12 protein-coding genes are annotated in these 13,654 nt (G+C 65.5%); 2 read left to right on the top strand and 10 right to left on the bottom strand.

Features of this window, described 5'->3' with window-relative positions:
* Positions 1-15: 15 nt before the first annotated feature.
* The 8 genes from LFL96_RS27525 to LFL96_RS27490 form a co-directional block, all read right to left on the bottom strand.
* Positions 16-495 carry a hotdog domain-containing protein gene (locus LFL96_RS27525; protein ID WP_281001042.1) on the bottom strand — a complete coding sequence of 160 codons (480 nt, stop codon included), beginning with the start codon at positions 493-495 and terminating at the stop codon, positions 16-18.
* 166 nt (positions 496-661) lie between these two features.
* A complete protein-coding gene (locus LFL96_RS27520) occupies positions 662-1,396 on the bottom strand; it encodes a phosphorylase (RefSeq protein WP_281001040.1) in 735 nt (244 codons plus the stop codon).
* A 3-nt stretch (positions 1,397-1,399) separates the two neighbouring features.
* The gene (gene shc, locus LFL96_RS27515) at positions 1,400-3,463 is read right to left on the bottom strand and encodes a squalene--hopene cyclase (RefSeq protein ID WP_281001038.1); all 2,064 of its coding nucleotides are present in this window, start codon (positions 3,461-3,463) and stop codon (positions 1,400-1,402) included.
* A complete protein-coding gene (hpnE, locus tag LFL96_RS27510; RefSeq protein ID WP_281001036.1) occupies positions 3,460-4,728 on the bottom strand; it encodes a hydroxysqualene dehydroxylase HpnE in 1,269 nt (422 codons plus the stop codon). Before hpnE ends, shc begins: the two co-directional genes overlap by 4 nt.
* Positions 4,729-4,732: 4 nt before the next feature.
* The gene (gene hpnD, locus LFL96_RS27505) at positions 4,733-5,581 is read right to left on the bottom strand and encodes a presqualene diphosphate synthase HpnD (protein ID WP_281001034.1); all 849 of its coding nucleotides are present in this window, start codon (positions 5,579-5,581) and stop codon (positions 4,733-4,735) included.
* Between the two features lie 277 nt (positions 5,582-5,858).
* Positions 5,859-6,797, bottom strand: a complete 939-nt coding sequence (locus LFL96_RS27500) for a diguanylate cyclase (protein ID WP_281001032.1) — start codon at positions 6,795-6,797, stop codon at positions 5,859-5,861.
* Positions 6,794-7,417 carry a chemotaxis protein CheC gene (locus LFL96_RS27495; RefSeq protein ID WP_281001031.1) on the bottom strand — a complete coding sequence of 208 codons (624 nt, stop codon included), beginning with the start codon at positions 7,415-7,417 and terminating at the stop codon, positions 6,794-6,796. Before LFL96_RS27495 ends, LFL96_RS27500 begins: the two co-directional genes overlap by 4 nt.
* Complete coding sequence (locus tag LFL96_RS27490; RefSeq protein ID WP_281001029.1) at positions 7,410-7,778, bottom strand: response regulator; 369 nt, start codon at positions 7,776-7,778, stop codon at positions 7,410-7,412. The genes LFL96_RS27495 and LFL96_RS27490 overlap by 8 nt, the downstream gene beginning before the upstream one ends.
* 718 nt (positions 7,779-8,496) lie before the next feature.
* On the opposite strand from LFL96_RS27490, the gene LFL96_RS27485 reads away from it, so the two are divergent.
* Positions 8,497-10,806, top strand: coding sequence for a hybrid sensor histidine kinase/response regulator (locus LFL96_RS27485; protein ID WP_281001027.1), 2,310 nt, complete (start codon positions 8,497-8,499; stop codon positions 10,804-10,806).
* 209 nt (positions 10,807-11,015) lie between these two features.
* A complete protein-coding gene (locus LFL96_RS27480; RefSeq protein WP_281001025.1) occupies positions 11,016-12,113 on the top strand; it encodes a hypothetical protein in 1,098 nt (365 codons plus the stop codon).
* A gap of 130 nt (positions 12,114-12,243) precedes the next feature.
* On the opposite strand, the gene LFL96_RS27475 is transcribed toward LFL96_RS27480, so the two are convergent.
* Both LFL96_RS27475 and LFL96_RS27470 read right to left on the bottom strand, forming a co-directional pair.
* Entirely contained in the window at positions 12,244-12,801 is a 558-nt protein-coding gene (locus tag LFL96_RS27475) for an NADPH-dependent FMN reductase (protein WP_281001023.1), read from the bottom strand.
* A 368-nt stretch (positions 12,802-13,169) separates the two neighbouring features.
* Complete coding sequence (locus LFL96_RS27470; RefSeq protein WP_281001021.1) at positions 13,170-13,301, bottom strand: hypothetical protein; 132 nt, start codon at positions 13,299-13,301, stop codon at positions 13,170-13,172.
* Positions 13,302-13,654: the final 353 nt, after the last annotated feature.

Below are 13,654 nucleotides of genomic sequence, written 5' to 3'. Positions count from 1 at the left end.
CCAACCCGCGCCGACTCAATGCAAACTCTCCACCTCGCCACGCGCCGCAACCAACTCCTCGTCAACAACCGCCGCCGTTTGCGGAACCGGTCGTGAATTCTCGCGATAGTGCGCGAACGCCTCATCCGCGTAACGGATTTGAGTGCGGCCGTGGGGCGCCGGCTCGCCGTTTTGATCCAGATTGACGAACACCATCTTTTCGACGGTCAGGATGCTTTTGCGCGTGATCTTGTTGCGCACTTCGCAGCGCAAGGTAATCGACGTGCGGCCAAAATGCGTGGCGGTCATGCCCAGTTCGATGATGTCGCCCTGACGTGCCGAGCTGACGAAATTGATCTCGGACATGAACTTGGTCACGACCCGCTGGTTGTCCAACTGGCAGATCGCGTAAATCGCGGCTTCTTCGTCGATCCAACGCAGCAGGCTGCCACCGAACAGCGTGCCGTTCGGGTTCAGATCTTCGGGCTTGACCCACTTTCTGGTGTGGAAATTCATTTGGTACTCCGTGTTCGAGGCACCCAGGCAGTCGGCATTGAGCCGAAACCTAGGGTTAACACTGACATTGTACCAAATATAAGGGTTTTCCCTAGTTATTCAATGCCTGCCGAATAACAGGGTGGACATCGCCGAGCGGCACGCGCACCGCGGCGAAGCCGGCCGTTCAACCCACCGCGCCCATCCGCCAAGCCCCAGCCTCTTCGATCGCCCGCCGCGCGTGAACCAGTGACAACCGCGCCGCTCGCGCATCGACGGCCACCTGAATCAGTCCGCCAAGCTGCGAAGGCTGCCGCAACAGTTCGCGCAGAATGGGCCCGATCGCGGTACTCCCATCGTCGCGCAGACCGGCTGTTGCAGCCGATGGCAACGTACGCCACGCCGGATCGACGATCGCGCGGCACACCGCGAACGGCACGCCATGCGCGGCAGCCGTCGCGCCGGCGATATGCGATTCCATATCGACCGCCAACGCACCGTTCAACCGGTGCAGCGCGTTCTTGTCCGACGCGCTAACCAACGGCGCAGCCACCGCCGCCATCGGCCCGCGCCGCAGCGGCGCCTTCAGCGTCCCCGCCGACAGCGCGGCCGCAAGCCGGTCCGCCCATGCGCGATCGGTCTCGATACGCCCCGACGGCCCCTCGACCGCATCCGCGACGATCACCGCGCCCGGCTCCAGGTCCGGCGCCAACCCGCCCGCCGTCCCGAAACTCACGATACCCGCGCAGCCGCGCGCCACCGCCGCATCCAGCGCGCGCGTCAGCAGATCGGCGCGCGCCGCGTGCACCACGTCGACGCCCGGCCCGCGCGCGATGCGCGCCTCGAACGCCATGCCTGTCACCACGATCACCGGCAAGCCGCCATGGCCGTCCTGGGCGGACGGCATCGTCGAAAGCGGCATCCGTTACATCCCGACCGCGACGCGCGTGAGCCCGTTGCGCTTCAGATGCCGGAAGCGCGCCAGCGCCCACAGCGGAAAGAACTTGCGATAGCCGTGGTAGCGCAGATAGAACACGCGCGGGAAGCCCGTCGCGGTGAAGCGCGTTTCGTCCCACAAACCATGCGCCTGCTGTTCGCGCTGCAAATACGCGACGCCGCGCGCCACCGCCTCGTGATTGACCTCGCCGGCCGCCATCAGTCCCATCAGCGCCCATGCGGTCTGCGAAGCGGTACTCGGCGCGCGCTCATAGCCGCGATAGTCGAGCTTGTAGCTCTCGCCGCCTTCGCCCCAGCCGCCATCCTCGTTCTGGATCGACAGCAGCCACTGCGCGGCGCGCTTCATGCGCGGGTCGTCGTGCGGCAAGCCGGCCGCGTTCAGCGAACACAGCGCGGTCCACGTGCCGTAGATGTAATTCAGGCCCCAGCGGCCATACCAGCTGCCGTCCGATTCCTGCTCCTTCAGCATGTACGCGAACGCGCGTTGCGCCGGCTCGCTGCCCTGCGGCAGTTCGCCGAGCTGCGCGAGCATCGACAGGCAGCGGCCCGAAACGTCCGCGGTCGGTGGATCGAGCAGCGCGCCATGATCGGAGAACGGAATGTTGTTCAGGTAGTACTGCGTGTTTTCCGGTTCGAACGCGCCCCAGCCGCCGTCGCTGCTCTGCATGCCGACCACCCACTCGCGTGCGCGCGCGATCGAGTCACGGTACGTATCCGATTGCGTCAGCGCCGCCGAGCGATGCATCGCCATCGCGACCACCGCCGTATCGTCGACGTCCGGATAGTGCGCGTTGTTGTACTGGAACGCCCAGCCGCCCGGCCGCACGTTCGGACGGCGCGAGATCCAGTCGCCGCGCACGTCGAGAATCTGCAGCGGACGCAGCCATTCGAGCCCGCGTTCGACCGCCTGTTCGGCGCGCGCTTCGCCCGTTTCGAGCAGCGCGTGCGCCACCAGCGAGGTGTCCCACACCGGCGACAGGCAAGGCTGGCAGTACGCTTCGTCATCCTTGATAACGAGCAGCTTTTCGATCGACTGGCGCGCGATCGCGCGGTTCGGATGATCGGCCGGATAGCCGAGCACGTCGTACATCATCACCGAATTGGCCATCGCGGGGAAAATCGCGCCGAGGCCGTCTTCGCCGTTCAGACGCTCATCGACGAAAGCGACCGCCGAGCGCACCGCGCGCTCGCGCGTGGCCTTCGGGAACAGACCGTCGACGGCGCGCAGCAGCACGTCCACGCCGCTGAAAAAGCGGAACCAGCCGAGATGCTGATGCGGCGCCCGATCGCGCGGGCCGACGTTGACCGGCGCGCCGCGGAACAGCTCGTCGATCCGCACACGACGCGGATTGCGCGCCACCGGCCGCTTCGCGTTGAGCACCAGCAGCGGCACGATCACGGTACGCGCCCAGTACGACACCTTCGACAGATGGAACGGAAACCACTCGGGCAGCAGCGTGATCTCGACCGGCATCATCGGCACCGCGCGCCACGACACCACGCCGAACAGCGCGAGCAGAATCCGCGTGAACACGTTGACGGTTTCGGCGCCGCCGTGGGCGAGAATCGCCTCGCGCGCGCGGACCATGTGCTCGGCGTCGACCGGATCGCCGATCATCTTCAGCGCGAAGTACGCCTTCACGCTGGCGCTGATGTCGAGCGCGCCGTCGGTGAAGAGCGGCCAGCCGCCGTCCGCCAGCTGGATGCGGCGCAGATAGCGGCCGATCTTCCGCTCCAGTTCCAGATTCGGCGTCTCGCCGAGGTAGTGGACCAGCAGCACGTATTCGGCGGGAATCGTCGCGTCGGCTTCGAGTTCGTAGACCCAGTGGCCGTCCGGATTCTGCGCGGCGAGAATCGCGTCGGTCGCGCGCGTGATCGCGGCGTCGAGCGACGCGTCGGGCGTGAAGCCGGAGGTTGCGTCAGATGCCGCCGCGGCAGGCGCGGCATGAACCGTCGTGCCGGTCGCGTCGGCGACGTCGGCGGTTTCGGGCAGGACGGCGTCCAGCGGCTGGGCTTGAGTGAGATCGTTCATCGGCGTTCCATCGGTTCATTCAGCAACGTATCCGCGGCCTTCTGGCCGGAGCGGATCGCGCCTTCTATCGTCGCGGGCAGGCCGGTGGCCGTCCAGTCGCCCGCAAGCATCAAATTGGTCCAGCGAGTGCGCGTGCCGGGACGCAGCGTTTCCTGATCCGGCAGCGCGGCGAACGTCGCGCGCGGGGTCGCGACGACCTGCCAGGCCGGCATCGGCGTGGCGGGCAGATTGGCCGCTTGCGCGACTTCGGCCCAGACGGTCGTCGCGAGTGTTTCGGGCGGTCCGTCGAGCATGTTTTGCGCGCCGTTGACGGTCACCGACAGACGCCCGTCGGTAGCGAACAGCCATTCGGCCGTCCCGTTCAGCACGCCGGTGAGCGGCGCGAGGCCGAACGGCGGCTCGACCGCGAAATGGACGCTCGCGCTCGCCGCGAAACGCGTCGGCGCGCACAGCCCAGGCACCATCGACTGCGCAATCTCCGGGGGGACCGCGAGGATCACCGCGTGGTTCGCGTCGAGGGCGATGTGTTCATGCTCGAAAGTGAGCGCCTGCACACGCGGTTTATCCGTGGCGAACACGATTTCCTTCAGCCCGGAGTCGAGCCGAAGCGACGCGCCGCCATGTTGCAACAGCCGCAACGCAGGATCGACGAAGGCACTGCCGAGCCCATTGCGCGCCATCAGCGGACGCCACGCCGAGCCGCCCACGAGCATCAACTCGCGCACCAGCGCAGCCGTCAATTCCGCCGATGCCTCGCGCGGCTCGCCATGCAGCAGCCCATGCAAGAGCGGTCTTAACAGGCGGTCCCACAGCGGACCCTGCGCGCGCATGGTCTGCGCGACACTGCGGCCGGGTTTGGCGAACAGCAACGGCACGAGCGACAGATAATCGGCCGGTCCGGTATTCGGCACGCGGGCCTGCTGATCGAAGATCCACCACGGCAAGCGTCCCGGCGACATGCGCACGGTCCAGCGCGCGCGGGTGGCGAGATCGACGAACGGATAGTCGGGCAGCGCCGGACCGGTCAATTCGTCGGCGGCGCCGATCGCCCGCGTGTAGTTCAGCGTCGCGGCATGACCCGCCAGTACGATGTGATTGCCGCTGTCGAGCGTCGCCCCGAATCGGGCGTCGTAGTACGAACGGCAACGGCCGCCGGCGTAGCCGGCCGCATCGTGCAGCACGACCTGCGCGCCGCGCCGCTGCAGTTGCACCGCGGCGGCGAGACCGGCGAGGCCCGCGCCGACCACGTGGATGAGCTTCGGCATCAGCTCAGAAGAGCGCGTAGCGCGCGACGATCCACAGCATGCGCAGCTTCGGTTTGCTGACCTTCGTGCGCGGAATGTCGAAGCCGCGCTCCAGCGTGCGGTCGAGCAGCAGGCGATACACGCCCGACATGATGCGCGGCGCCTTCACGGCCACGCGCGGTTCGCGGTTCATGATCGCGTCGGATGCGGCGAAGTGCTCCCTGGCTCGCTCGGCGAGCGTGGCGCACACGCGCGGCAGCGACGGATCGTCGGCGATCTGCGTCGGGTTCGTCACCGCGATGCCTTCGCGCGCCAGCAATTCATGCGGCAGGTAGCAGCGGTTGATGCCGGCGTCTTCGTCGATATCGCGCAGGATGTTGGTCAATTGCAGCGCGCGGCCCAGATGGTGCGCGAGCAGACGGCCCGGTTCGTCCTGCATCCCGAATATCCTCACCGATAGCCGGCCCGCCGCGCTGGCGACGCGGTCGCAATACAGGTCGAGGGTGGCTTCGTCGGGCGCGCAGATGTCGGCGGCGGCATCCATGGCCATGCCGTCGATCATCGCGTGAAAGTCTTCGCGTTGCAGATGAAACGTGTGAATGTGCCGCGTCAGCGCGCGCAACGAAGCGCGCGGTGCGCCGGCGTAGCACGCGTCGATGTCGGCACGCCAGCGTTCGAGCGCGGCGGCGCGTTCGACGCGCGGCAGGTCGCTGTCGGCGATATCGTCGACAGCGCGGCAAAAAGCGTAGACCTGATACATCGCGTCGCGCTGCGCAGCCGGCAGGATGCGCATGGCGAGATAAAACGAGCTGCCGGACGTAGCGGCAGCGGCATCGATTTCAGTATCGTCCACGACAAGATTGGAAACAGCCAAGACGATCTCCGCTGGAGGCGCCCGCTGAAAGGCGTTCAAGAAGTGTGATGCTCACCCGAGGGGCAAGCGGCCCGCGCGCCCGGACAGGCGCGAAACACCCGGCTGGGCGGGCAGAAACGGCGAAAAGTATAACAACGTTTGTGAGATGACGCAGATTGGGGGGTCATTAAGGGGCCGGAAGGCGTCGATAGCGTGCCTGGCGCCTCGTTGAAAGCTCGTTCGCGCTCCAGTTCGACCCGTCTGTGATCCTGGCGGTGACCCTGGCTGTAACCCGGATTCAGGTAAACGCGACCGAGCGGTTACGTCCCTGACGCTTCGCGGCGTACAACGCGGCGTCGGCCTCGTTGATCAGCACGTCGTACGCCGGCACGCCCGCGCGCGCGGCCGCGCCGCCGACGCTCGCCGTCACCGGCACATCGACGCCCTGCACTTCCACCGGCGTATCGGAAATGATGCAACGGATCTTTTCGGCGACGCGCATGGCGTCTTCGAGCGGCGTGCACGGCAGCAGCAGCGCGAACTCCTCGCCGCCGAAGCGTCCGAACGTATCCTGCGCGCGCACCACGCCGGCCACGCGCTGCGCCATCACGCGCAGCACCGTGTCGCCGACACCGTGGCCGAACTGGTCGTTGATTTTCTTGAAGTGATCGAGATCGAACAGCAGCACGGACATCTCGCCGCCGTAACGCTGCCAGCGCGTGAATTCGTCGCGCAGCCGCGCCTCGAAATAGCGGCGGTTGGCGATGCCCGTCAGGCCGTCGCGATCCGCGTATTCCTGCAGCTTGGCGACCGCCTCTTCGCGCTCGCGCTGCACGATGCTGACATGCGTGACGTCCGAGATGGTCACGCACACGGCGACCACTTCGCGCTCGCGCATCAGCGGCATGAAGGTGCAATCCTGCTGCATGAAATCGACGCCGCCGGTGATCGGCCGGTCGTGATCGAACTTGAACAGATACGGGCGCTGCTCCCACGAGCTGAACGCGAAGCTGCCGAGCTGAAACACGCTTTCGATCTTGCGCGACAGCCACACGCGCGGCAGTTCAGGGAAATGCGTGTACAGCGACTGGCCGACCACCTGCTCGGGCGCGAGTCCACTGTGATCCTGCATGAACCGGTTCCACATGAGTACGTTCATATCGCGATCGAGCACGAAAATGCCGAAACCGACACGTTCGACAACCAGATCGCTCAACGACTCGACAGGCACATTCATAGACTGGACAACAGCTCGTCGAGCGCTCCGTTCATGTGGCGGATCGAATCCTCCGCCATCAGCATCACCAGGTGCGCGCGGAAGCTCTGGTCTTCCAGCGCGAAATTGACTTCGACGAGCAAGGCCACGCCCCATTGCAGCACGCCCGGCTGGAACACTTCGTCGAGCGTCATCGCTTCGCCCAGCAGGCCGGGCGCGGAGAACACCGGCGTGCGGCCGAGCTGGTCGAGAATGCAGGACACGCAAGCGCCCGTCAGCACATTGGCGACGTCGAACACCAGCTCGCGCTGGCTGACCGCCTCGTAGGCCGAGCGCGAATACGGATCGCTGACGAGCGAGCACAGCTGGTCGACGCTGTCGCTGCGGCAGATCACCAGCGCCTCGCCCTTGATATCGGAACGAAAACCCTGGCGCACCGCGCTGACCGTATCTTCGATTCCGGTCATCTCGCGCAGCGCCTGGGCGGCCTCGCTGACCGCCACCACGCGCACGCGCGGCACCGACAATTCGATGAACGCATCGAGCAGCCGCGCCAGACGCGTGGCGGCTTGGCCCATCGCCAGATTGGCGACCTCTTGCAGCGCGTCGCGCTGATCTTCCGTGAGGACTGGCTCAGACATACAACCCGTACTCCTTGAGGATGGGTAGTACCGCCTCGGGCGTCACGGGCTTGGCGATGAAAGCGGCGGCGCCGAGCGCGCGCACGCGCGACTGGGCCATCGGCTGAACATCGGCGGAGACGACGATCACGAAGGTGTTCAGATCCTCATGCTGCAAAGCTTCGAGCACCTGGTAGCCGGTCATGTCCGGCATGGTCAGGTCGAGGAACATCACCGACGCCTTGCCCGCGCGATACAGACCGAGCGCTTCACGCCCGTTCGTCGCGTAGGACACGTCGACATCCCAGTCCGGCGGCAATGCCTTGGTGAGCACCTTGCGTGCAAGCAGCGAATCGTCGGCGATCACAATGGGCAAAGGCATGGGCGGGTCGGAAAGCGAATTTAGCTCTGGCGCGTTAACGGCGTCTACAAGCGGGTACTTTAACGCGAGGTCTGTCGACCCGCGGCAAAACGCGCTGAAGCATGAGGGGAAGCGGATTGCAGGCGAACGGGGAGCACGCGCGGCGCGGTGCGTTGGGCGGAACCCGTGAGCGGACACGATTGCGTGCTCGCGCGGTGGACGACGGCTGTTACCGGCATGTTCGAAGCCTACCCCGTAGATGAAGCTGCGCGGCCTCGTGGATCGGGCTGGTCCCTTGCCGCGCGCGTGATCCCGCGAACGCCAATGCCGCGCGTGGTACGCACGGTCTGGCAGCCCTCGCGGCAGATGCCTCCGAACATGGCGGACGCACTTTTTATCGTGGCGTCGATTCTCGAAGCAATTCAACGGAAAGGCAACTTACCAATTTGTCGTTGATTAAAGAGATTTTCTCTCCAACGACAAATTTTGAAAACATTCTGGTAGAAATGGAAAGCTATTCTCGGTATTTATACTTTTGTGTACGTTTGCGCTTGCCGATTCGTCGCTGTTTCATAAAACAGACGAATCGAAGAGCCGCCGACGCGCGCCAGCCCGCCAAGGTAACTTCTACCGTCGCCGCGTGTCTATGCTTCTCGTATAGATACGCCTCGGAAACCTTGCTGACCTTGCCGATCCTGAAGACGACCCCGTCGCCACGAACGAACTGGCTTTATCGACGATGACACCCGACCGGTTCGACCCGCCTCCCGCCAATCGCCCGCCCGCCGACCAGCGCCGGCACGATGAGGCGATCTTTCCCGGCGTACCGGAGCAGGATTTCCGCGTGCGCCGCCTGACGCTGATCGCGCTGCTGATCGCGGCCGTGGTGCTGCCGTGCGTCTACGTCGCGATCATGGCGCTGAGCGACTGGCGCACGCGCGAAGCCGACGCCACCGAACTGACGCTGCGCACCGTGCGCGTCGCGCAGGAACACGCGCTCAAGGTGTTCGACATGAACGAGACGCTCGACGCGCGCGTCGTCGATCTGACCGATGGCCTCGACGACGACGGCATCCGCGCGCGCGAGTCCGCCATTCACGACAAGCTGCGCGCGATGGGCGGCGGCTATCCGCAAGTCGCCGCCGTGTCGATCTTCGGGCGCGACGGCGGGCTGCTCGCCACCAGCCGCGCCTATCCCGCGCCGGACGTCACGATCGGCGAGCGCGCCGACTTCGTCGGCATTCGCGACGGCAACAATCTCGATCATGTATCGAAGGTGATGACGGGGCGCGTCGCCGGCGAACAGGCGTTCAATACCGGCGTCGCGCGCCGCGACGCCGGTGGCGGATTTGCCGGCGTGGTGTCGGTCGCGCTGCGTCCGGGCTATTTCGACGCGTTCTACCGCGAACTGCTCGGCGGCAGCGACAGTGCGACGATCACGATGAGCCTCGTGCGCTCGGACGGCGCGATCCTCGCGCGCTATCCCCGCACGCCGCGCGACACGGCCACGATCACCGCGAACACGCCATTGACCGACGCGCTGGCGCAGGGACGGAGTTCGGGCGTCGAGCATTCGCGCTCCAGCATCGACGGCGACGACATGATCGTCGCGTTCCGGCACGTCGGCGCCTATCCCGTCTACGTGTTGTGCGGCTTTCGCACGTCGGCGATCTGGGCCGGCTGGTATCGGCATCTGAGCGTGCTGATTCTGTCGATCTTCACACCGTCCATCGCGCTGTGGTGCGTGATCTGGCTGTCGTTGCGCCGCCTCGGCGCCGAGGAGGAGGCATGGGAACGCTGGCAGGCCGAAGCGTCGATGCGCCGCTCGATCGAATCCGCGTACCGGCAGTCGCGCAAGATGGAGGCGCTCGGCACGCTGGTCGGCAGCGTCGCGCACGACTTCAACAATCTGCTGATGATCCTCTCCGCCAACGTGCAGATCGCACGGCGGCGCGGTACGCCCGGCCTCGACCGCGAATTGTCGGCGATGGAGCGCGCGCTCAAGAGCGGCCAGTCGCTGACGCGGCAGCTGCTCGGCGTCGCGCGCAAGCAGCCGTTGCGCAACGAGGCGCTGTCGCTGCAGCGCTGGCTGCCGGCATGCCGCGATCTGCTGCGCGCGTCGCTGGGGGCCAAGGTGTCGCTCGTCGTCGACATCGGCGCCGAGGTATGGCCGATCCACGTCGACGTCGCGGAGCTCGAACTCGCGCTGATCAACCTCGCGGTGAACGCGCGCGATGCGATGCCCAACGGCGGCCGCTTCACCGTACGCGCCGCCAACATCCATTTCCGCCGCGACAAAGGCTTTCCGTTGACCGGCAACTTCGTTCAGCTGTCGCTCGAGGATACCGGCGTCGGCATGGCGCCCGAGGTCCTCGCGCGCGCCTTCGAGCCGCTGTACACCACGAAGTCGAAGGGGATGGGCACGGGTCTCGGGTTGCCGCAGGTGTTTGCGTTCTGCGAGCGCTCCGGCGGCCTGGCAGCGATCGACAGCGCGCTCGGCGCGGGCACGTCGGTGCGCCTGTATCTGCCGCGCGCGCTGGATGAACCGGCCGCCGCCGACACCCCCGCTGAAACCAACGCCGGGACGAACAGCGTGCCGCACGGGTTGCGCATCCTGCTGGTCGAGGACAACGACGAAGTGGCCGCCGGCACCGAAGCGCTGCTGCAGATGATGGGCCACCACGTCACCTGCGTGATCAATGCCGACGCCGCGCTGCGTCTGTTCGACGAAGCCCACGCGCGGCACGCCAGCAGCGGCGAGCCGTTGCCGTTCGACCTGGTGCTGTCGGACATCCACATGCCGGGCGCGCTGAACGGCATCGATCTGGCCGAAGCGGTGCAGGCGTTCGACACGCCCTTGCCGGTGATTCTGGTGACGGGCTACGCCGAAGAGCTCGACCGCGCGCGGCACGTGGACGCGCGCGTGTTGTCGAAGCCGTTCGACATCGGGCTGCTGGAGCAGCTACTGCAGACGATCCAGCGCGAGTCCACGGCGGCGGCCGGGCGTGACGGGAACGCAGAGCACGAGGGGCGCAACCCGGTCGGCTGATGTTCGCGTTCTTTACATTTACCGGCTTTGTAAAAGCGCCGCGTGGACGGGCCGCCGATTCCAGACGTGGCGATTCTTCAGCCCAGCCCGTGCCAGGCGGGCATTCACGCCACGCGGCCGGCTGCGGCACGATCGTTGCGGCATGAAAGGGATGGAGAGCGCGCATTCGCGTCGCTCGTCGGCTCACATGATCATGCCGGGAGACTGCCATGCGACATACCGTGATTGGTTTATTCGACACTTATTCTCAAGCTGAAAGCGCCCGCGATACGCTCGTGCAAACCGGCTTCGGTCGCGAAACGATCGAGCTGCAAACAGCGCCGGAGCCGACCGTCGGTTCGGCGACCGACGAGGTCGCCAGTTCAGGCCTCATGGCCAACATCGAACGCTTTCTATCGAGTCTGTTCGCCACCGGTCCGCGCGCGCCGGACACCGCGCGCTACGCGGAAGCGCTGCGGCGTGGCGCCGTGCTGGTTTCCGTCGATGCCGCCAGCGAGGCGCACGCGGAACTGGCGCGCGGCACGTTCGCGCGACTCGGCGCGATCGACATTGGCGACCGCGCGCCCGAGTCGTCGGGCTTCGCAGCATCGGGGCGCGAGCATTCGGTGCTCGACGAGTTAGGCATCGGTACGGTGGCGGGGACGCCGCGGTCATCGACGGTCGATTCGGGCGGTGTAGGCGGCCCTGCGGCCACGGCGCCCGATGTGGCGCAACGTTACGCGTCCGGGTCCGCCACGGCGATGCCCAGCGCTGTGCCGCCCGCTTCCGCGGCTCCTGCCCGGGCGGCGGCGGTGGAAGATCCGCTCTACGGCATGCCGCCCGGAAACGTCGACGCCGAGCCCTTCGTGCCGCCGCCGCTTGGCGAACGACCCATGCTCGACCCGATCGATGAGCCGGTGATCGATCCTTTGACCGGCGACGCTGGACATACCGCGCTCGCCGCCGGTTCGATCGGCGGTTCCGGCGCGGTGATGCAACCGACCGAGGTCGCGCCCGCTTCGACGCAACCGGTCGCCGGCTCAGGCGCCCAGATGCCGAACGAATATCTGGAGTACGAAGAGGACTTCCGCTCGCACTACGACGAGCAGTTCGCGGCCGAGAACTCGCGTTACGAGGACTACGTGCCGGCCTATCGTTACGGCGCGGAAATCGGTCACGACGCGCGCTTTCACGACATGGCGTGGGACGACGTCGAGCCGGAAGCACGTCGGCAGTGGGAAACGACGGCGCCGGAGAGCGGATGGGAGCGCTTCAAGATCGCCGTGCGTCATGGCTGGGAACGAGTGACGGGGCATCATCACGTGTAGTCCGGGTTGACCGCTTATGCGCGTCTCGCCGTTGGCGAGTCATCGTGGCTCGCTCGCGGCGTGACGCGTTTTTACTTCGCGCTACGTGCTGCTGCTTTCTTCCGTTCTCAAGCTTCTCAAGCTTCAGCCGTCACGCCGCGTTGGTATGCCGCTTCACCCACGCGACGTAACGGTCGACGAAATTCTGCAGAAACTTGCGCGTGCCGTCGTTGAGAATCTCGCCCTTCTCGTCGATAACGGCCGCGTCATGTTTGATGAACACCTCCGGCTGCGCCAGCGTGATGACGTCGAGATACGCCAGCACGTTACGCAGATGCTGTTGCGCCAACGCCGTACCAGTCGCACCCAGCGAGGTGCCGATCACCGCGCCGGGTTTGTTGCCCCACGAATTCGTCCCCCATGGGCGTGAACCCCAGTCCAACGCGTTCTTCAACACGCCGGGGATCGAGCGGTTGTATTCCGGAGTGACGAACAGCAGACCATCGGCGGCTTCCACACGTTGCTTGAGTTGCTTGCCGGCTTCCGGGTAATCCGCGTCGTAGTCCTGGCTGTAAAGCGGCAACGAGCCGATGTCGATGAACTCGAAGGTGAAATCGGGTGGCGCGAGGGAAATCACGGCCTGCGCCAATTGCCGGTTGAACGACTCGCGACGCAAGCTGCCGACGACGACTGCAATGTGATGAGCCATGGTGGATTCCTCGGTGGACGCGCATGACGCGCGGGAAGGTGGGGAATGTCCATCATAGGCAAAAAGCCGCGTCGAGCGCGGGAAACGCCGCACCGTCGCGCTTCGCGCATGTGCGACGGCGCAACCGGTGGATAACCCACGGCGCAACAAAAGTTATCCACAGATTTGTTGAATAACCTTGTGGATAAGTAGCATTTTTGCCTTGCCAATCAAGCATGCTTCCGGTCCAGGACGATTTGAGGCAATTCGTAGCAGTTCGCGCGTTGGGCGGATGAACTCAGCCGATTCCCAAAAACGAAGAGGGCGCCGTGACGGGCGCCCTCTTCGTTTGTGAAACCGGCGCTTTCGCGCGGTTGCAACCGTCCGGCTTAGTTGCCGAAGAACACGTTGCAGTATGACGCCGGGCCGTTGCATTTCGACGGCGTCGCGGCCTGCGCTGCGCCGGACACGGCGGCAAACAGGGCGACGGATGCGATCAGGGCGGACAGAATGCGTTTCATGGTGCTACTCCTCTTCGGCGTCAGGTCGCGATCGGAAGGCGATCGATGGCTGGAGAATATCGATTCAGCGTCCGCCTAAAAATACCGACTTCGCGAAGATATTTTTTCGAAAATTGAAACAATCCTGGTAGCTCATGCGCCACGGGTTTTACGTCGATGCGCCTGCCGTGCAGATCGTTGCGCGCGCGTTTGCAAGAGAATTTGTATGCCGGATTGATTTCAATTTTCGCAATAATATTTTTCTGTCATAAGCGTAGGGCTTGCCGCGACTAACTTCATCGACTCATCGCGCGCTGGCGGGCGGGATATATGTTCAATACCGATTCGATTGCGCGCGTGCGTGGCGGACAATG

It is taken from the genome of Paraburkholderia sp. D15, from assembly GCF_029910215.1.
Classification (GTDB): domain Bacteria; phylum Pseudomonadota; class Gammaproteobacteria; order Burkholderiales; family Burkholderiaceae; genus Paraburkholderia.
Note: the sequence above shows the minus strand (reverse complement) of the source record. Positions and strands in the feature narration are given on the sequence as shown.